Source organism: Ochrovirga pacifica, assembly GCF_000220525.1.
GTDB classification, from domain to species: domain Bacteria; phylum Bacteroidota; class Bacteroidia; order Flavobacteriales; family Flavobacteriaceae; genus Ochrovirga; species Ochrovirga pacifica.
The window spans coordinates 1-21,543 of record NZ_AFPK01000029.1; the positions used below are offsets into that span (position 1 = coordinate 1).

Here is a 21,543-nt window from a genome sequence, read left to right on the forward strand (position 1 = left end):
TNTTNTTGGTTTATATGGACATTGTTACGGATGTTTAATTTCTTATGTCTGGTGTAAATCGAACTTTATATTCTCTAGGTGGTGTTCCTCCCATTAAATGCTTTACAAAATAATCCCATCGCCTGCGCATTATGTAACTAGCATCTTTTCCATATCCATGCCTTGCGTTTGGAATTAAAAGAAAGTCAAAATCTTTATTGGCCTTTATCAATGCATCTACCACCAAATAAGTATTGTAAGGTGGTACATTATCGTCCATCCCTCCATGGATTAACCATAATTTTCCTTTTAAATTCTTTGCATATTCCTGATTTGCTTGTACTTGGTAATTAGATACTCCATTGTTATCGTATGTTTCTAAACCAATATAACGTTCTCCCCAATCATCTTCGTAATTTCTATTGTCATGATTTCCTGATTCAGAAATTGCTACCTTAAAAAAATCTGGATAATGAAACATAGCTGCTGTACTTGCATAACCACCGCCTGAATGGCCCCAAATTCCTACTCGATCTAAATCCATAAACGGATATTGTTTCTGTAATTGCTGCAAACCGTATACCTGATCGGGCAGGGTATTCTCTCCCATATTTCCGTAGCATGCATCATGAAAAGATTTGGATCGTCCTGGGTTACAACTTCCTTCTAATTGTACTACAGCAAACCCTAATTCTGCCAACGCTTGGCAATCTCTCGTTCCTATTCTAAAATCCCAAGAAGAAACGCTTCCTCCTTGCGGTCCTGGGTAAATGTAAACTACAACAGGTAATTTTGTATTGGTATTTTTAGAAAACTGGCTCGGCAAAAATAACAAACCATACAAATCCCAATTTCCATTAGCCGATTTTACAGTAAAAGGATTAGGAGCCACCCAACCAGAAGCTTTTAATCTTGTAATATCTGTCTTTTCTAGTATTGTAAGTAAACTTCCTTCTAGATTTTTTACTTGATGAACAGGAGGTTCTGTTACTTGAGAATATGAGTCTATAAAAAACTTTTTATTAGGAGAAAATCGAATGCTATGATTTCCATATTCTGGCGTTAACATTGTTAAATCACTTCCGTCAAAACGGACTTTATACAAGTAGGTATAGTAAGGATTGCCTTTTTGTTTATGATGGCTAGCTGTAAAATAAATAATTCTTTTAGTTTTATCTACTTTTAAGACTTGTTTTACAACAAACTTACCCGATGTAATTTGATTTTTTAATTTTCCTGTAGTCGCATCATGCAAGTACAAATGCCCCCAATCACTTTTTTGAGAGTACCAAATAAACTCTTTAGTAGCATCTAAATACTTCCAATTTACGGCTCCTCTACCCGATTCGTATTGCGTTGGAACTACTTCTTTGTACAATTCTTTAACGTTTCCTGTTTTTGCATCAGCTATTCTTAAATAAGCTTTTTTATGATCTCTTGTTGTAGACACAAACACTAAAGATTTACTGTCTGTACTCCACTCTACGTCATCAAAACCTCCTTCGCAAGAAATATCATCACACAAAGTCCCCCTTCTTGCATCTGGAGCTAACTCTAGGAACACTACATCTGGTTGTTTTTTTAGATGAACAACAACTCTTTCAATTCTAATAATGTCTTTATCACTGGGTAACGGATATTTCCACGCTTCTAATTCTGGAGCCCCAACTTGAGTTTTAACCAAATACATATCACTTACATGTCTCTGATCTTGTTTAAACGTAGCTATTTTTTTTGAATCTGGAGACCAACTAAGAATAGGACGATCTGTATGCTTCCACCCAGCATTGTCTGTAGCGTATCCATAATTTTTTATTCCGTCTGTAGTTAGTTGAGTTTCTTTTTGTGTTGCCAACTCTCTTATCCATAAGTTCCAATCTTTAACAAAAGCAACATACTTTTCATTGGGTGATAGAATTTCTGTATAGCTATCTCCTTTACTTTTGGTGTCAATCTGTCCCTTTGTAACCAAATCTTGTTGGTTTTTAGTAACTAAAAACTGATTGGTTTCAGGATTGTACAATTTAAATTCTTTGTTAGATTTTGTTAAGTTTCTATACCAAATTCTACCATCAGGCAACCATTGTGGATAAATATCATTATCTAACAATTTACTGGTATTAGGGTACAACATACTCACAGCTCTGTCATAATCCTCAGATGTTATTTGTTTTTTTTCTTGTGCTTGTGTACAAAAAACAAGCATTAAAACACTTATAAAAATACATCTCGCTCTTTTATTAAAGGAGTTAGCCATTCTTTTATTTTATCTTTTTATTCTTTGTAATCTTAGCAAAACTACGGTATTTATTAAGCATTTTTTTTGCTTTTTATCATTTCTAAAACAATGATTAAACCATTGTAAAGCACCATTAAAAGGTTAGTATTTCTTTGTAGTTTCCTTTTTCAAACCAAACCGCAGGCAATCCTCCTCTTAAAAAAATAGTATCTCCTTGTACGCGCAACCAACTCCCCTCTCTTAATCCTAAGACAGGAATGTTTTCTATTGCTTGAAACTCTTTAATTCTAGTAGCTCTGGTTTCTCCTTTATGCGTACTATTTTTGTCCGGAGCAATGTAATGTGCATTAAAGTTAAAAGGTACCCAGCCTAATGTTTTGTAACTAGGAGGTAAAACAATAGGCATATCGTTGGTTGTTTGCATGGTTAGGCCTGCTATGTTGGTTCCTGCACTAGTTCCTAAATAAGGAACACCGCTTTCTACTTTAAATGTTAAAATATCCCAAAGATCCTGTTCATACATTTTACTCACTAACAAAAAAGTATTCCCTCCTCCTATAAAAATTCCTTGTGCATTGGCTATTGCTTTTTTACGATCATCAAACTCGTGAATTCCTTTGACTTTAATTCGCAATGCATCAAATGCTTTTTGTACCTGAATAGTATAATTATCATAAGAAATCCCTCCTGGTTGAGCATAAGGGACAAATAAAACTTCGGTTACATTTTTGTATAGTTTTTCTAAGGTTGGTAATAAATATTCTAAATATCCTGTTCCGTATACAGAACCTGAACTTGCTAATACTAAATTTTTCATCATGCTAAATTTCTATTTTTCAAGTTAAAAAATTGACTTGTTTTTTTCTAAATAATTGAACAAAAAAAACACCTTTACCAAAGGCAAAAGTGTTTTTTTTATCTATTCTTAAATTTATTCAATCAACAATTCGTCTAACTCCCAAGTTCCGCTAGAAGCTTCTACAACTGGTTGTAATCCTACTTGCATAATGCGTTCTTTAATAGCTTTAAAAGCTGATAATTCTAACTCGTACGTTTTAAACTCTTGATCATTTGCACTTATTGGTATTTCTAACCACTGCTGATCGGTCCACGATACAGGAGTTGTATCTGTCCAAAAGTTGCCTTTTTTATCTCGACTATAAATTGCAATTTTTAAAGTGGTGGCCGAAGTATTGTTTTTTAGTTTGATGCGAATTGTAGTACACAAATCTGAAGCTGTATACAACCAAGGAGCACTGGTTATTAAGGCGTTTTTTGCATGAATGTTTCCATAAATTTTTCCATTAGTAAATTGTACATCGGTACCTTTTAGGCCTTTCCACCCCATGGTACTGTTGATAAATTTAAAAGGTCTACCTGGGGCAGGATACATACGGTCTGACTTAGGAATCAGAATACTTGCATCATCGTTAAAATATACAGGTTTTAGACTAGCCCCTCTGTAAAACGCACTAATATCGTGGTTTTCTTGCAACACGTACTTTTGTCCATGCCAATCAAAAAAACTAGTGTGTCCTCCACTTAAAAAAGCTCCTTTAAACTCATAAGGACCGTACAAGTTTTTGGCCATTGCATAGCGACTACCAAATACCAAATAATACCAATCATTTCTTTTAAACAAGGTAGGTTTGTCTTCAGACAAAAACTTTTTTCCATCTTTAAAAATCTGTATCGCTTTGGGTTTGCTGCTTAACGATTTCATGTCTTTAGCCAAAGTAGCCATGTAATAGGTACCCGATCCAAAACAAATAGTATAAACGTTGTTTTCTATATAGATTTCAGGATCGTACGGATGCTCTGGCACAATGTCTTTGGGCAATAAAGGCTTGCCTAACAAGTCTTTGTAAGGACCTGTAATTTGATTAGCTACCATCACACCTGTATCAATATTTCGGTTAGAAAAAAACCAATAATACTTACCATCTCTTTCGGTAATATCACCTGCCCAACAATTAGGTTGATTGCCAATGTAGGTATCGCTAGGCAAAATATTACGATGAAAATTCCATGTTTTTAAATCGGTTGAAGACCAAATCTCCCATCGATCCATACGAAAAGATCCTTTGCCATCCCAAGATTCATCATGACCACAAATAGCAAACACCGTATCGTTCTGTACCCATACATGCGGATCTGCCATTCCATGTTCTGGAATAATTACATCTACAGAAATGGCATCTGGGTTTGTGAATTGATTTTGCTCAATTGCTTCTTTAGAATTTTGTGCTACCATCCCAAAGGACAATAGAGAACTAATGACACTAACTTTAAGGTTCATTTTTTTATTTTTTTTTTGATTTTAATCCTTTAACTATAAGTATCGCATCGGCTTGATTACGATAAGGTCTCCAATCCCAAAAACCATATTTATGCTCAAAAATTACTGGTTTTTCTGATGTATAAACTCCTGTTTGCGTGTTAAACCATTGCCAGGTGGCTTGGCTATAGTCAAATTCTTTATCTAACTGTCTTTTTACATCGGCATGATGTACCTCTTTGGGAACATACAACAAAACTTGCCCTTCTTTATAATTAGTTAAGTTGTAAGATCGGGTGTTATACCCCATCACAGGTTCAAAATTTTCAAATTTGTAAGTCTTAAAAAAATCACTTAAGTATTTAAAGTAATCAAAATGAGGTTTCACAAAGCTATCGTCTTGTTCAAAAGGATTGTGAATTATAGCAGTCCAAGCAGTTCCTTGCCAATAATAGGTAGTGTAAGTTCCACCAAACAAACACAAGTAGTTACGTCTTAGACAAGCTTCTGCATTGGAATATCCTCCCGGAAACACTTCGTAAGGCGAGGCTTCGTAACCACCATGCTCTATGTTAAATATTGGTTTATTTGGAAATGCTTTGTAGGCTTTTTGCATATCGTCGTGAATTTGAAATCTCCAATTTTGAATTGAAATAAAATCGACTTCCTCTTGATGATTTTTACAAAAACCAAAATCATGTACAGACAACAAGCGTTGATAACTGTCTAACTCCCTCGTTTTTTTTATGCAAGCTTCTAGATGAGCTATGATATTTATATTCTGCTCTCGTGCAATTTTATTGGCCGCTTCTTTAGATACATCCCAAATAATATTAGGAAAAGCCTGATATCTTTTAATTACATGTTCGTAATACATCTTGTCTGCTTCTGAACCTGCCTTGGGCCAAGCAACTCGCTTATTCCATACATAAATCATTAAATGAGATACCAGCTCACGATCGTGCATAGCAGAAATTACGCGATCAAAATGTTTAAAAAATTCTACATTCAGCGTGCTGTAATCTGGTTTTAAGTTAGATCCCTTAAAAGGAAAGATATCTTCTCTTGCTCCATAATTATGTTGTGGATTTTCCTGCAGACGTTCGTCGGTTACCCAATCTAAATCTAACCCATAGGCATACACGTTCATTACAACTTGATTGAAACCATTTTTTGCTATCAAGTCTAGCAAATGATTTGTTTTTTTTAATTCTTTTTGAGCATAATCTAAAGCAAAAAGCCAATCGCACTCAAAAGCCAAATTAAAATAGGCACTCCCGTCTTGGTAATAAAAATGCCTTGGATCTTTTGGATTTGTAACAATACCTCCATGTCTGTTTGTTTTGGTATTCTTAACTACATCAATTGTACCTTTGTGACCACTTACTCCTTCTAGATCTCCCAAAATTTGATAGTGTTGTTGTCCAACATCCGAGCTAGAATAACGAAACACCCACTGCTTAGCCCCGTTATAAAACAAAGGGATTTTTTTGGTTTTCTTTTTGTGAGTTACCAAAGCAAAAATATCTTTTAAAAAAGGTTTGTCTACTACGTGTTTGGCCGTAAAAACAACATCGTTTACTTCCCATTGCTGCGTTGTAAAATTTGTTGTTTGTGTAGACTGTTTCCAGACCTTTATTTGAGTAAATCCCTGAGGTGCTAACAATAAAAAGAGTACTGTAAAAAATTTTATTAATAAGTTCATATAGTATTTTGGGTTTGATATTATAAAGATTTGATATAGGTATAATAAACGCCATACTGCTTATCTCCTTCTATAAAATCATTGGTCAGCAAAGTTTTTCCTGGCTCTAGATATACTTTAAAATCCACCGATTCATCGTTTGGTTCAATTGCTTTTTCAAACATTTGATTTGCAATACTAATGCGTACATGGGTGGGTTGAATTGTTTTGTATTCAAACATTTTTTTAGGGTTTTCAGAAGGTATGCCCTGTATTCTACCTGTACATTCTTTGGGCCAACGACGACAAGAAATCTGGTACCAGCCTGCTTTTTCTACTCTAATTGTGTGTTTGTTATTAGTGTTTTTCATTCCCGCTGCTACTTGTTCTGGTTTCCAAATTCCCCCATCTTCTCCTATTGCATGTTGTATGGTCAATTTTATTTCTTTTTGTTCTTGGCTTCCTATAGTATTATAAGGCAATTCTTGATAAGCCTTATTTTTTTTGTTTGGTAGATGAACTTCTGGTTTTGACTCAAAAGTTCCGCTACCAACTCAGGATGCATTTTGGCTACGTTTTTTCTTTGCTTGGGATCTGTTTTAACATTATACAACTGATGACCATCTATCAAACGCCAATCTCCTTTTAATATACAGGTTTGCGCAACATCTGCTGGAGGTCTCCAATCTTGATTGTGATGAATATAAGCTGTTTTGCGTTCCCATTTTTTATTTTCTCCTGTTAAGGCAGACGAAAAGTCTTCTCCATCCAAAGGCATATTTTCAGGAATCTTTAAGTCACATAAATTAGCTAGAGTAGGAATCAAATCAACATGAGCTGCCAAAGCATTTACATCTCTTCCTCCTTCAATTTTTCCATTGGGCCAACGTATAAAAAACGGCACACGGTGTCCTCCTTCTAACTTGCTCCCTTTAATTCCCCTGTATCCTTTATTGTACCCCAGTTTTCCATCATGGGTATAACCATAACGGGTTCCGTTGTCACTCATGTAAATCAAAATGGTGTTTTCTAGCAAATATTTATCTCCTAAAAATTGATAAAACTTTCCAAAATTCTCATCAATGTTAGCAATCATTCCATACAAATTGGCTTTTGGAATTTGTTTGCCCTCTAAATGCTTGTATGGAGCTGCATATTTTTCGGCTACAATCAACGGATCGTGAGGTGCATTGGTGGGCAAGTACACAAAAAATGGTTTTTCTTTATTTTGGTCAATAAATTTCATAGTCTCATCAAACCAAACGTCTGTACAATAGCCGTCAAATTGCTTTGGTTTATTATTAACATAATACACATCGTTAAAGTAACTATTTCCCCAATAGTCTGATAATTCTCCTACCCCTCCTGCTAAGTGATGAATGGCTGTTTCAAAACCACTGTCGGTTGGACGTGTTGGATAATTGTCTCCCAAATGCCATTTACCAAACATAGCGGTCTTATAGCCGTTTTGTTGAAAAACATCGGCCATGGTTTGTGCATCTCCACTAAGAGCATCTCTCCCCTTAAAGGTAGCCCAAGCACCATTGTTTATGGGATATTGTCCCGTCATAATTGCAGCTCTTGTCGGTGTGCAAAGTGGGGTAACGTGAAAGTCCGTCATACGCACCGCTTTGGTGTAAAAAGCATCTATATTAGGTGTTTTTAACCAAGGATTTCCGTGACACCCTAAATCTCCAATTCCCTGATCGTCGGTTAAAATTAAAATAACATTTGGTTGTTTGTTTTGTGCTGTATACGATAAACTTGTTAACAAACAACTCAGAAAGATCCATTGTAAATGATTAAACTTCATACTAAACTGTTTTAAAACACTATGTTGATTTTTTTGTTGTTTTTGGTAGTTGCTTCCAAGTTATACAAACTGGTTTGATGAGCTCCCTCTCCAATTTCAACAGTGTAATGGCCTGGATGTAGTACTTTCGGTTGATACTGATTTCCTCGTATTCGCAAAGAAGAAATAACCTCTTTGGTATATTGGTTTTTCACCGTTACTACCTGATTTTCTTTTGCAATGCTAAGTATAGGTAGCTCATATCCTTGGGCAATTCTAAAGTTATCCGTTTGTTCAAAAGTTACAGGCCAACCATGATAAGGTTTTGCATCGGGAGCAAACATATCTACATTTCTCGGCCAACACTCATAAGTTATTTGTCTCTTATTTTTGTGAAAGCGGATGATACCGTATCCTGATGCTCTTCCATTTAACAAATTTTCCTTTTCTGTGTTGTCTTTATGTGTGGGATTGGCAATGGCCAACACCGTCATTTTATTATGAAAAGCATCCAAATACTCACCTGTATAATCTGGCATTCCCTTAACATGGTTTTTTCCAGGAACATCGGGTTTCCACCAACGCATCCAAAAATTTGAAGCAGCAGGAACTGCAAAAGAATAGCCAGCATTGTTCCAATCTTCTATTCCATGGTGCAAAACAGAGCCCAAATGTTGATCTCCAGCAATCATACATGAAAAACTTTTTCTAATAACAGACAAAGCTTTGTTCCTACCTGCTTGGGGCCAGCCATTGGAATCTACACTATAACGTTGCTTTTTTGCCAAAGTGGGCGAATGGGTTGTAACATTGGCAAAAATGGTTTGGGATAAAACTGCTTTCATTTCTGCATCTTTCCAATCGGTAGTCCAAGCCTCTAAAAAATCCAGTTGTCGCTCTCCCAACAAAGTAGCTCCGGCTACATCCATAGCATGTGTATCTGTATAACGTTGTTTGGACAAAACACTTTTAGGTCCCGATTTGAATTTTCGATCTTCTAGAATAGCAAAACTCATCCCTCCCCATTTGTAATCGGTATAATAAACACCAATGCCTTGTGCAATAGGAGTAGGATCGTAAGGATCGGGCAAATGACTGGTTTGTGCTCTTTCTACTTCTTTAATATAATTTACTGGCATATAATAGCCTCCATAATTTCCGTCTCTATTTTTGGTTGGAATTCCTCCGTTGCCCCAAAGATTTCCTTGCCCAACATCATGGTCATCTGGTATAACTATGGTTGGGGTGTTTCTTATAATTTCTCCAAAAACTTCTCCGAATTTAAGCCAATATCCATAGTGATCGCTGTGATCGTAAGATTGATCACCTGAAAAAAACAACACATCAGGTTGTAATTTTTTTAAATTGTTGATGATATCATCCGCAGGTCCTTGTCCACCATGACGTTTGTAAATAGACCAACACGAAAAAGCAGCCATCAGTATCTCATCTTTATCCTTGGGATTTTTTCTTACAATACCTTTATAAAATTTGTTTTTTTTATACACCACACGGTATTCTTTTTCTTTTGTATCGTCCCAATTTTCGATTCTAAAATGTGCTGTATATCCTGGATATTGTATGCGACTTTGCTGTACTGTTTCCCATTGTCCGTTATTTTTTATTTGTAGAGTTGCTTCAAAAGGATCGTAGCTTCTAACAGGATAAAATTGAGCGGTTAATTTTAATGTTTGCTCGTGTACGGTATACAGAGCAAAACAAATTTTGTTTTTTTCAAGCTCTTTATCAATCTCAGTTGGACTTTGTGCATGTCCTAAAGAGAAAAATATTAAACTTAAAATAAGTACATACATCATGCAAAAATTTACTTTGTAGCGGACAACTTTTTGTAAAAAATTCATATTTACCTTTATTTTATATTACAATTAAGACTCTTATTTAATACTTTTCATTTAAAACGATTTTAAATTTACAAGTTTGTTTTTACTAACGAACATCGTCAAACCATTTGTGGCACAATTAATTGATTTTTGACGTCGTTTGGTGCTAAAACTTCAAAAAAATCAATTCCATTGATCAACTAGATTTTAACTGAACCATACAAAAAACCTCTTTCACACTACATGAAAGAGGTTTATTTGTTTTTGATATTTTATATCTATAATTCTTTAATTGTTATGTTTTTATATTGAGCTACTCCTCCTTTTTTCCATCTTCCTCCTGGATGAATCTGCAAACCAATCATTCCTTTTCCTTGGGTTATTTTTTGTACTTTTTTTTGATTCCATTTTTCGCCAGCTCCTTTCCATTCTCCATCTTTATACATTAACTGCCTTCCTTGATAGGTCGTTCCATCCAACTCCATAATTTTCACTCCATTTATCCAAGTTGTTAGAATAGGTTGGTTGCCTACACAACGAATTTTTATATGGTTCCATGAATCTTGCTTCCACAATTTATTCCATTCTGCAGCTTTTACAGAGTGGTTTAACCTATCTCTTTGCTTACCATCATATATATCTTTAGCAATCACTTTACCGTTTTCTTTATACAGCCTAATAGGTCTAGATATATACCCCCCAGCTCCCTGAGAAAACAAATAACCTATACAACCCTCTTTTAAAAAATCATTTAAAATTTGTAAGCCTCGTCCTTTTTCATCGGTACGTAAGAAAATTCCTGAATCGCACCCCCAATCACTTTTAAAATCTAACTCCAATTCAAAATCGGCATACTCCTTATCGGACAAAATCAAAGCTCCTTTTTTGTTTTTCATTTGCTTACATGTAATTGCTTGTTCTTGTACATAAAAATTATCTTCTAAGGAAACATAGGTCTGTTCAGGAGAATTTTTCATTAAATGCCACCCCTCTAATGTTTTTCCATTAAAAATGTTTTTTTGGGCATAAGAAAAAGAACATATACACAGCAATAGTGCTAAAATTTGTTTTTTTAATGAATCAGTCATGGCCTGTATTTTTATTATTCGGATTGTTTTTAGTAGTTCTGGTAAGGCAAAATAATATTTTCCTATCGGATAACTTGCTTTTAGCTTCTTTTATTCTAAATCTAATTACTGATTTAGAACCATAAATTGGTTATTTAGTATTTTACATTTCATGCATAAGATTGTGTTCCTCTAAAACCACTCCCACCACTCTTTCTTTGTTTTGTAAACTTCACTATTTTTAAACTCAAAAAGTTGTTTGTTTTTATGAAAATATCACCAAAAGCCAAAAGAAACCTTTCTAAAATTATTCCATTTTCGGTAATATGGCTGTTGATGGGTTGGGTGATTATTATTACCGAAGTAGGACTAACACGTAACCAAAATCTAAACCCTGAAACCGATATTTCTTTTACCATACCGGTGCTTATTTTTGCGAACATAGCCAATATTATAGTTGGGTTTATTGTAGGAACTTTAGAAGTAGTTTATTTTGATAAATTATTCAACAACTACTCATTTCACCTTAAGTTTCTTTTCAAATTTGTCATCTACTTTTCTTTATTTCTGTTTGTTATTATTTTCTTTTATCCTGTTGCTTTTTTATTAGAAACAGGAATTTCGATTACTAAAATTTATGTGTGGCAAAAATTAGGACGATTTTTAACAAGCATCTCCTTTTTAACCACCCTGTTTCAGCTTTCTGTTTCGCTTAGCTTAAGCCTTATCTATTCTGCCATTAGTGAAAACCTTGGACATCATGTATTTTTAAACTTATTTACAGGCAAATACCATCAGCCTAAAGTTGAGAAAAGAATTTTTATGTTTTTAGACATGAAATCATCAACCTCCATTGCAGAAATATTAGGACATCTTACTTACTTTAATCTTTTACAAAAGTATTACGACTTTATGTCTGATGCTATCATAAACTCTTACGGAGAGGTTTATCAGTACATAGGTGATGAAATTGTTATTTCTTGGCCTCTTGATAAAGGAATCGAAAACTCTAATTGCCTTCGTTGTTTTTTTAATATCAAAGACACGTTTGAAAAGCAAAATAAACAATTGAAAAAACAATTTGGTCTTAGGGTTGACTTTAAAGCTGCAATGCACGTTGGTGAAGTTGCTATAGGAAAAATAGGTGCTTTAAAAAAAGAAATTGTTTTTTCGGGAGATGTACTAAATACCACAGCAAGAATTCAAAGTCTTTGCTCTCCGTTTAATTCCGATTTATTGATATCTTCCGAATTGTTTGATCTGCTTAACACAAATACTTATTGCATTAAAAGCAAAGGCAAAATATCTTTAAAAGGACGAAATAAAAAAGAAGAAATTCTAGAAATATCCCGTCGTTAAAATTTGTATTTAAGGATGTCCAAACACCTGTTTATGAGAAGTATCAAAACACGATGCAGGCAAACTAGCGGTATTAAACAAACATCCATCTATATAGCTTTTCCACCCATAACGTACGCCTACAGGATTTTGAACCTCATCACTCCAAACCTGTAACACAGAACCTTTGTTGATTATTTTAGCTTGGGCAGAATGGTATTTTCCTTCAGCATCTAAAACCTCAAAATGATTCAATGGTTTTCCCATACTAGTTAAACCAAGAGGTGCATAATCAAAAGTGAGCAACGCTTTTCCATGCTCTACTTTCATAGATTGGTACACTGGTCCTGAATAATCTATCCCCTCTATTCCATAATCTTTTGCTAAAGCCCACAAAGCCAGACGATGTCCTACAGGCAATTTTTGTGGAGGATGAATTCGTGATTGGTATCCGATGTCATTGATAACTGCCATTCCGGTATTATTCAAAGTCATCATGGTTTGTAGCTGTGCTTCTTGTACGCCTACCCAGCCTTTGATATTTTTACCAAACGGAGCAATTTGTACAAAATAAAAAGGAAAATCACCTTGTTGCCATTGGGTACGCCAACTTTTAATCATAGCAGGAAATAAACTTGCATATTGCTTAGGATTCCAACGATTTCCTTCTCCTTGATACCAAATAACCCCTTTGATTGTATAGGGAATTAAAGGATGTACCATACCGTTATACAAAACACTAGCTCTTTTGGTTGTTAAATCTTTCTCAAAATCTTTTTGAAATTCTGGAAACTGCCTAATAACAGTCTCTTTGGGTGTCCAAGCTTGTGCAGGTGTTCCACCTACATTTGTAGAAATCAGCCCGATAGGCACTCCCAAAACCTGATGCAATCTTTGCCCAAAAGCATATCCTACAGCACTAAATTCTGCTGTAGTTTTTGAGTTTGCTTCTTGCCATGTTCCTGTTATGGAATCTACTGGCAAAAAGCTAGGATTTCTTTTTACGGTTAGCAAGCGAATCTGAGTATTCTTACTATTTACAATCGTTTCCAAACTTCCCTCTATATGTTGTCCTGCCCCTCCTTTTAAAGGCATAGCCATGTTGGATTGACCAGAACAAATCCATACTTCGCCTAACAGGATGTTTTTTAGAATTCTGGTAGTCGTCCCATCTATTTTTACAAAAAAAGGACCTCCTGCATGACTTGTTTTTAAAGTAGTTTTCCAACAACCATTGGCTTGAGTTACCGTTATCGCCTCTGCCCCCCAACTACCAGATACTGTTATTTTTGTATTAGGGGTGTCTGTTCCCCAAATACTTACACTTGTATTTCTTTGCAATACCATGTGATCTTGAAAAATACTTGCCAATTTAGTTTGTGCATTGGCAACAAATACAGACAGTAACAAGATTGATATAATGAATAATTTTTTCTTTTTAATAGGTTTCATTTATTGATTGATTGTTTGTTTGTTTTTACAAATTTAGCCACCTCTACCATAGGAGCAACCCATATTTTATTTTTATTGATTGCTAAAAAATCTACTAACTTATCATGTTCAGCCATTTCTACATTTAAAGAACTTCCTCCACCTACACCATGAAACAGAAACACCAAAAGTTTATTTTTACTCATGGCTTGTTTTACCAACTCAATCATTTCTACTCCAGTGTGCCCTTTCATTCCATAAGCATTTATATTTTCAAGTTCTACCTCTTCTACATATTTCATTGCCCTTTTTACTCCTCTAGCTCCTACAAAATTATTTTTAACATAAGGATAAAACAATGTATCGTTTACTTTTGTTTGTCCACAAGGAAACGCAAAAGTTCGTTCAGATTTACCATCTATTTGATGTAGTAAATTATTGGTAATTTTTATTTCATCAACCACCTTTTGCAAACTGTAGTTATTTAAATCTTTCTCTGGTGGTAACTGTACTTTTCTTTTTTGAATATTGGCACAAGGATGCATTAACGTATGATTTCCCAATTCATGTCCTTTTTTTGCAGCATCTTTCCAGTCGATTTTTCTATTTACAAAAGCTTCTGAACTACCAATAATATAAAAAGTTGCTTTTAAATTGTGTTTGTTTAAGCTTGGAATTACATTTTCTAAATGTTCCTTTAAAGAATCATCATAAGTCAACACAACTGCACATTGTTTCCCATTCCAAAAACTATTACTTTGAGCAGTACAACTACTAAAAATATGTAGAATAGCTAAAAAGAGGAATCTCTTAAATGATTTTTTTAAACCATTCATTTTCTTATTTTTCTGACCAACCTTTTTTAGTTCCTTTTTTATAACCAATTGCCCATCCACTTCCTTTTTGTGAAACCCAAAAGACATCCGTTCTATAAGGATCCGGTTTCAAGTCAACAATTCTATCTTGTTGTCCTAAACCTTTATTAATTTTATTCCAAGATTTTCCTCCATCAAAAGATACATATGCCCCTGGATTGAGCTTTTTTTGTTGTGTTTTAGTTTTAGGTGGTAAAGCTGCAACTACGGTAATGATATTAGCATCTACTGGAGAGACTTCGCATTGCCACACATAAGGCAAATCAAAAATTTGTTTCCAAGTAGTTCCATGATCTGTACTTTTCCAAACCCCAGCACCAGTATCTGTTGCGTTCTCGTTTCCACAAGAAATAAACAAATTCTTAGTATTTCTATCCATAAACACATTGTTTACATTTTGTATTTCTGATGGAATGTTTAGCTTTTCCCATTTGTTTCCTTGGTTAGTTGTTTTGTACAAACCTCCCTTATCATCATTAACCGCTGCATACAATGTATTTGGATTGGTTGTATCAAAAATCACCCTACGTACGCTTGCTTTTTCATGAAATCCATTGTTACACAGCTCCCATGTATAGCCTCCGTCTTGAGATCGATAAAATCCAAAATCTCCTTTGGTTAATTTTTTTGCATACGGACCTGCTACTTGCGTAATGGGTTTGCGTGTAGCACAAAAATACATGTTATTAGGTTGTTCTGGGTCTATGATTAATGAATTTTGGAACACCAGTCGCATGTGTTGTGGTACATCGGCATCAAAGATAGTGGCTATATTTTTCCAAGTTTTTCCACCATCGATAGATTTACGAACCATTCCCCTATTCTCTTGTCTGTATGATAAAAAATAAATGATATCCGGGTTTTTAGGATGCACCGCAATGGTTCCTGGTGAATGAGATCCTCCATGATGGATTTGTCCATCAATTTGTTCTACTGCCACAGCCATCTTATCAGGATAATTGCCCAATGGTGCAGTTTGCCACAGACCGTGCTCTCCACTACATAAAAAATACCTATCCTTTTTTCCTGTTTCTAATAATAAAGTTCTTCCGGGCAAGTTGCTTCCTCCTCTTCCTACCCAGTGGTTCGATCCAGGTTGTGTTTCATCATCATCGATTTGTTGCCAAGAAATACCACCATCTTTTGAGGATAGTACTTGTTGATCCAAACAAATATACACGGTACCATTAGCAGAAATTTCTAAAAATCGATTGCCCCAAACATCTTCTTTACGATCCATTTCTGGTTGCATGTGTGCAAAAGTAGCGTTTACATGTGTAGGATTGTTACGAGATTGCCAATAAGCAGTTCCTTTTTTTTGTTTCCAGTAGCCACCTTCTCTTGCTACAGCCATCCATGTTTTGCCTCCATCATCAGACTTCCATACGCCACCTGGCAAAAAGGATTTGTCATGCTTATTGTTATGCGAAAGGTAAATTTCATTTGGATTTTTTGGATTCACCTGAATTCTATGCCAAACATCTAGTACCTTTTTGGGCAACTCTGGATGTAGCTTTTTAATTTGTGCCACTGGCTTTTGAAACCAAAAAGCCAATGATTTCCAATATTTCCCCTCTAGACCTTTGCTATCTATTTTGCTCATATCTACGGCCAAGTTTCCTGTGCAATTTTGCCATGTTTTACCACCGTCGGTACTTTTATACACTCCTCCTTTAGTTATTACAGAGGTTCCAGCAGCTTCAAAAGCAGTTTGTTCTACAGTAAACAATATATATTCTTTGGTTTTAGGATTGAAATAAGCATCCAAATCTCTAGGTCGATTTACAGGTAGTCCTTTAGAACTCAACTTCCAAGTACTCCCTCTATTGTCGCTACGAAACATTCCTTTATTGGTTGCTACTACAAGCTGTTTACCATCAAGGGGATTGACAAAAATTCGCCCAACGTCTAAATCATTTTCTTGGGTGATTACAGATTTCTGCCAACTACGACCTCCATTTCTGCTGATGTAAATACCATTGTCTTTAGGCTTTTTTCCCGACTGACCGTTTTGATGTCTCCATGTTTTTTTTACATTCCAAAAATCTCCAGGACCAACATACCAGTTTTTATCATTGGAAGGATCTACTGCAATGTCTGCATAACGTCCTTTAAACTTGTAGATTTCTTCCCAACTTTTCCCCATATCATTGGTTTTATATAGGATACCACTCCCTGTTATGGCCAATCCAAAATCAGGATTTTGATGAGAGAACATAAACTTTCTCACTCTAGCCAAATCCTTACCATCGCCATCTACATCTTTAATGGTATGCCAATTTTTTCCACCATCCCAAGTTCCGTAGGTATTGTACATATCTGGAGACATCATTATTACATTTTCCTGAGTTGGATGGCACCAAAATTCTTCACAATACCCAGACATCCCCGGTCCTACTTGTCTCCAAGTTACTAAATCTGTGGAATTTACGTTTTCAGTATTTAGTTTTTTAAAATATTTTTTATCTAATTGTGCATGGGAATTTATTCCACACAAAATAGCTACAATTAAGCATCCTATTTTATTCATTATATTTTTATTTAAGCTTTTATGATCTTTTATTAACTCCCTACAAAAATTCTAATTCCACCACATTTACAGATAGACATATGGTTTTATTTAAGCTATTTATTGTTAAAACTAAATTTACAATCGTACAACAATGACTTTTGTCTATAAAAAACTCTCTTTAAAATTTTAAAGAGAGTTTTTTCTTGTTTATTTGCTTCTTTTAAATTGATTACATTTTGGTTCAGTTGTTATTTTATTTCTAAAGGAGCTACCTTTCCATACCCTCCTTTTGGAGCATCGTGTGCTGTAGCATGCAAATCATATTTTGGAATTATTTTTTTAAGTTCATCTCTTTGTTTTCTATGGGCTTCAGTTACTTTTGACCAATCACGGATTTCTGGAAAACTAATCAAATCATTGGGGGTCTTGCTTACATCGTACCACTTTCCGTTTCCTCCTTTTAAAACTAAATTTCCTCGAATAATAGTTTTATCCATATGATATCCGTAAATCCACTGTCTGTGTTCTTTTCTATCTGTTGTTAAAAATGGCAACAGACTCTCACCGTTAATTTCATAATCCGACGGAATCTTTACACCAGCAATATCGGCTATAGTAGGCAACACATCAGAAATATTAGCCAACACTTTTTGTTTTCCATGCTTGGTTATGTTCAAAGTTGGTGCATAAATTATAAATGGAACATGTGTTCCTTTTTGCGACACGGGAGAAGACTTTCCATATCCACTAGTAGCATTGTCTGCACAAAAAATGAAAATGGTATTGTTTTCAATTCCTAATTCTTTAAACTTGTTTAGGTATTGCCAAACTTGGTAATCTAGATAATTTACATGGTGATGAATTCCTTGTTCTGTAATAGAATTGTGTGTATCATACACTCCGTTGTCTCCCGTAATGTTGGGTTCTTGTCTAATGTATTTTTTACCATCCCAATGAATTTTAGGTGTTCCTGGCCATTTGTTTTGAGAGTTAGGATAAAAGAAATCAAAAGCATCGTGTCCTAAGTGACTGGTATGATAAATAAAGAAAGGCTTATCTTCTTTGGCTTTTCTTTCCATAAAATCAAATGTAAATTTTAGCTCCACATCAGGACCATATGTATTCAAACCAAATTCTTTTTCTGATGTTTTGTTGTTGGGCCACCACTCCATTTTTTGCTTGCTATCTGGATGATTCATTAACTGTACGTGTGGTTTCCAGTACCATCCCGATTGAACATAGGATTTAAACGGCAACGGTTTTCCTGTATCTGCATTGTATATTTTTTTATCTCCTTTCTTTTTTTCCAATCTAAAATCTGTTGTGTGAATTGCTTTATTGTAAGAGCCTTCTCCTGGTGTAAAACAACCTTCATCAAAAGGAAATCCAGAAATATTCATCTGTGTTTTTCCTGCCCAAAAAGAAGCATACCCTCCTTTTTTTGCCACATGTGCAATGGTATGTGGAGAACTCTCAAACAAATCCCATCCATTTTTCCCTTTCGGATTTTTTCCTTTGTCTTTATTATGCCACCATTTGTGTAAATGTGCATAACGTCCTGTCATCATCATAGCACGACTAGGACCACAAATTGTAGCTGCAAAAGTGGTTTCAATAAAACAACCTTCTTTTGCCAATCGATCTAAATTTGGAGTAAAAGCACGATACGCTTTGTTTGACGAATTGATGTCTTTACCACCACTTTTAATGGGTTTTGACCAAACAGAAGAGCCATAAATAGGCAATTCTCTGGCACTGATATCATCTGCAAAAAGCAAGACAATATTCGGTTTTTTATCAGATTTATTTTGTGCACTGCTACTGCATATCGTCAGTAAAACAAGTACTAGTTTTGCTATCCTGTACATCATATTTTTTTAGTTTGCATTCCACCCTTTTTGATAACCGTTTAAATAAGTAACATACCAACCTGATCCCCAAGCAGCACTCCACAACACATTCTTGTTATATGGATCTGGTTTAACATCGACCATTTTATTAGGCTGCCCCAATCCTTTGTTTATTTTTTTCCATGATTTTGCTCCATCTTGAGAAAGATAAATTCCAGGATTTTTAAACTGACCTTTTACACTTCCTGCTTGTCCCGCCACACTAATAACTATGATATTCTCATCCACTGGTGAACTCTCTACCTGCCATACAAACGGAGCTTTAAAAATTTGTTCCCAACTTTCTCCATTATTTTTACTTCTCCAAACACCCCCTTCATCGTAAGCCCCTGTTCTTCTGCCTGTTGCTATGTACATATACTCATTATTTCTATCTACAAACACATTGTTTACCGATTTTATTTCTGATGGAATTTTCATCTTTTCCCAAAATGTTCCCTTATTGGTTGTTTTGTACAATCCTCCATTGTTATCATTTAAAGCTGCATAGATAATATTTGGATTTTTTGGATCCATTTCTAATCTTCTTACACTTGCTCCTTTATGAAAACCATGATTGCTTAATTCCCAAGTATATCCACCGTCAAAAGAACGATAGAAACCAAGTCCTCCTTTGGTTAATTTTGCAATACCATTCCCTACCTCTGCAATAGGTTTTCTAATGGTACAGAAATACATATTTTTGGGATTTACGGGATCTATCATTAAAGAATATTGTGGCACCAAACCTTTATACGATGGATTGTTAGCTTCCAAAATTGTAGCTATATTTTCCCACGTTTCCCCCCCATCTGTAGACCTTCTTAACTTACCTCTATGCTCTTGTCTCCAAGCCAGTAGATAAATAGTATTAGGATCTTTTGGGTGTACCGCAACGGTAGAAGCCGAATGCAATGCATGGTATCCTTTTACATCCTTTACTTGTCCTTCTACTTGCTCTACAGCAACCGCTTGTTTGTCTGCCCAACCATCCAAATCGGTAGTTTGCCATAAGCCATGCTCTCCACTACACAGCAATCTTCTTTCTTTAATTCCAGTTTCGTGTAACATAAAACGACCTGGTAAATCACTATCTCCTCGTCCAATCCATTTTCCACTTCCTGGTGATGTTTCGTAATCATCTATTTGTTGCCAAGTTTTTCCTCCGTTATTAGAGCGAATTGTTTGCTGATCAACTCCCATAAACACCTCTCCTTTGGCATTGATAGCCAACATACGATTCCCTGATCTGGCAGGTTGATTGTCCATATAATTTTGTAGATGAGCGAAAGCTATATTGGTTCCTACAGGGTTGTTTCTACTTTTCCAATACGCTTTGTCTTTTTCGCTTTTCCAATACATTCCCTGACGAGCACAAACGGTCCATGTTTTACCTCCGTCTTCCGTTTTCATCGCATCACCTGCACCAAAAGATTTATCATGTTTTTTGTTAAACACCAAATAAATTTCATTTTTATTTACAGGATTTACTGCCAAACGATTGAATACTGGCAAGGTAGTAGAAGGTAACTTTTTTAAGGTATTCTTTACTTGTTTTTTTGACATCCCTAACCAGTTTGCAACCGTATTGTAATAACGATCGTGTTCTGGCATAAAACTAATTTTGGTTAGATCTATATATAAATTTCCTGTAATATTTGTCCATGAATTTCCTCCATCAGTACTTTTAAATACCCCTCCTTGAGCACTGGTCGTTGATCCATTAGCTTTGTAAACTGTTTGCTCAACCAAATAGAGCACAAACTCACCTGTTTTTGGATTGTAATAAGAACTTAAGTCTCTTGGTAAATTATTTGGTAAACCTTTGCCTCCTTCGTTCCAACTATCTCCACCATTTGTACTCACAAACAATCCATGACTGGTTGCAATAATCATATGATCTGGATTCTTTGGGTTGATCACAATTCGCCCCACATCTAAATCATCAGAAATATTAGTAGCAATTTTCTTCCAAGATTTTCCGGCATTTTTAGTTTTTAAAATATATCCATAACTGGCTCTAGCCTGTTTTTTTCCGTGAGGATTTTTAGCACTTCTATGATTGCTTTTTACATTCCAAAAATCTCCTGCTCCTACAAACCATATTTGATCATCTTTAGGATGGATGGCAATCTGAGTATGTGCATTGGTATACTTACTACCTTTTCCTTCACGTGGAATTTTATAAACTTCTTCCCAAGTACGCCCTTTATCGTGAGTGGTATAAACACCCCCTGCACGTTCTATAGCCACTCCAAAATCTGGATGTTGTGTAGAAAAATCAATATCTAGTACACGTTCCATATCAGTCCCGTCTCCATCAGCATCTTTTAGAGAATGCCATGATTTTCCATTGTCCCATGTTCCGTAGCTTACGTGCATATCTGGCCCCATAAACATAACATTGCTATCTGTAGGATGACACCAAAACTCCTCGTTATAACCTGCCATTCCAGGACCAAATTGTTTCCATTTTATAGATGGATCTGAGATGACACGTTCACTTTGTATAGTTTTAAAAAACTTCCTATTTTTTTTGCTTAGTTGTGCATAGCAGGTAAATGAGCAAATAGACAACGCAATTGCAAGATATTTTAAATTCATAGTTGAAAATTAAG

At 35.2% G+C, this 21,543-nt stretch carries 14 protein-coding genes; 1 reads left to right on the forward strand and 13 read right to left on the reverse strand.

The window, feature by feature from the left end; all coding sequences use genetic code 11:
* Positions 1-34: 34 nt before the first annotated feature.
* The 8 genes from FS85_RS0104730 to FS85_RS0104765 form a co-directional block, all read right to left on the reverse strand.
* Positions 35-2,185, reverse strand: coding sequence for a S9 family peptidase (locus FS85_RS0104730; RefSeq protein ID WP_139062154.1), 2,151 nt, complete (start codon positions 2,183-2,185; stop codon positions 35-37).
* A 166-nt stretch (positions 2,186-2,351) separates the two neighbouring features.
* Complete coding sequence (pepE, locus tag FS85_RS0104735; protein ID WP_010134935.1) at positions 2,352-3,035, reverse strand: dipeptidase PepE; 684 nt, start codon at positions 3,033-3,035, stop codon at positions 2,352-2,354.
* A 114-nt stretch (positions 3,036-3,149) separates the two neighbouring features.
* Positions 3,150-4,517: a family 43 glycosylhydrolase gene (locus FS85_RS16070; RefSeq protein WP_010134936.1), complete on the reverse strand. Its 1,368-nt coding sequence runs from the start codon at positions 4,515-4,517 to the stop codon at positions 3,150-3,152.
* Between the two features lie 4 nt (positions 4,518-4,521).
* The gene (locus FS85_RS0104745) at positions 4,522-6,201 is read right to left on the reverse strand and encodes an apiosidase-like domain-containing protein (protein WP_010134937.1); all 1,680 of its coding nucleotides are present in this window, start codon (positions 6,199-6,201) and stop codon (positions 4,522-4,524) included.
* A 20-nt stretch (positions 6,202-6,221) separates the two neighbouring features.
* Positions 6,222-6,662, reverse strand: coding sequence for a hypothetical protein (locus tag FS85_RS16850; protein ID WP_033194577.1), 441 nt, complete (start codon positions 6,660-6,662; stop codon positions 6,222-6,224).
* A complete protein-coding gene (locus FS85_RS15135) occupies positions 6,644-7,993 on the reverse strand; it encodes an arylsulfatase (RefSeq protein WP_237706941.1) in 1,350 nt (449 codons plus the stop codon). The genes FS85_RS16850 and FS85_RS15135 overlap by 19 nt, the downstream gene beginning before the upstream one ends.
* Before the next feature lie 11 nt (positions 7,994-8,004).
* A complete protein-coding gene (locus FS85_RS0104755) occupies positions 8,005-9,834 on the reverse strand; it encodes a metallophosphoesterase family protein (protein WP_010134938.1) in 1,830 nt (609 codons plus the stop codon).
* 257 nt (positions 9,835-10,091) lie between these two features.
* Complete coding sequence (locus FS85_RS0104765) at positions 10,092-10,901, reverse strand: 3-keto-disaccharide hydrolase (RefSeq protein ID WP_010134939.1); 810 nt, start codon at positions 10,899-10,901, stop codon at positions 10,092-10,094.
* A gap of 246 nt (positions 10,902-11,147) precedes the next feature.
* Here FS85_RS0104765 and FS85_RS0104770 point away from each other — a divergent pair, with 246 nt between their 5' ends.
* Positions 11,148-12,239: an adenylate/guanylate cyclase domain-containing protein gene (locus FS85_RS0104770; RefSeq protein ID WP_010134940.1), complete on the forward strand. Its 1,092-nt coding sequence runs from the start codon at positions 11,148-11,150 to the stop codon at positions 12,237-12,239.
* A gap of 9 nt (positions 12,240-12,248) precedes the next feature.
* On the opposite strand, the gene FS85_RS0104775 is transcribed toward FS85_RS0104770, so the two are convergent.
* The 5 genes from FS85_RS0104775 to FS85_RS0104795 form a co-directional block, all read right to left on the reverse strand.
* Positions 12,249-13,670 (reverse strand): sialate O-acetylesterase, encoded by a 1,422-nt coding sequence (locus FS85_RS0104775; protein WP_010134941.1) that lies wholly within the window; start codon positions 13,668-13,670, stop codon positions 12,249-12,251.
* Positions 13,667-14,485 carry a polysaccharide deacetylase family protein gene (locus FS85_RS0104780; RefSeq protein ID WP_033194585.1) on the reverse strand — a complete coding sequence of 273 codons (819 nt, stop codon included), beginning with the start codon at positions 14,483-14,485 and terminating at the stop codon, positions 13,667-13,669. The genes FS85_RS0104775 and FS85_RS0104780 overlap by 4 nt, the downstream gene beginning before the upstream one ends.
* 4 nt (positions 14,486-14,489) lie before the next feature.
* Positions 14,490-17,054, reverse strand: coding sequence for a VPS10 domain-containing protein (locus tag FS85_RS0104785; RefSeq protein ID WP_010134943.1), 2,565 nt, complete (start codon positions 17,052-17,054; stop codon positions 14,490-14,492).
* Positions 17,055-17,284: 230 nt separating this feature from the next.
* The gene (locus tag FS85_RS15140; protein ID WP_237706942.1) at positions 17,285-18,907 is read right to left on the reverse strand and encodes a sulfatase-like hydrolase/transferase; all 1,623 of its coding nucleotides are present in this window, start codon (positions 18,905-18,907) and stop codon (positions 17,285-17,287) included.
* Between the two features lie 6 nt (positions 18,908-18,913).
* Positions 18,914-21,529: a WD40/YVTN/BNR-like repeat-containing protein gene (locus FS85_RS0104795; protein ID WP_010134945.1), complete on the reverse strand. Its 2,616-nt coding sequence runs from the start codon at positions 21,527-21,529 to the stop codon at positions 18,914-18,916.
* Between the last annotated feature and the right edge of the window lie 14 nt (positions 21,530-21,543).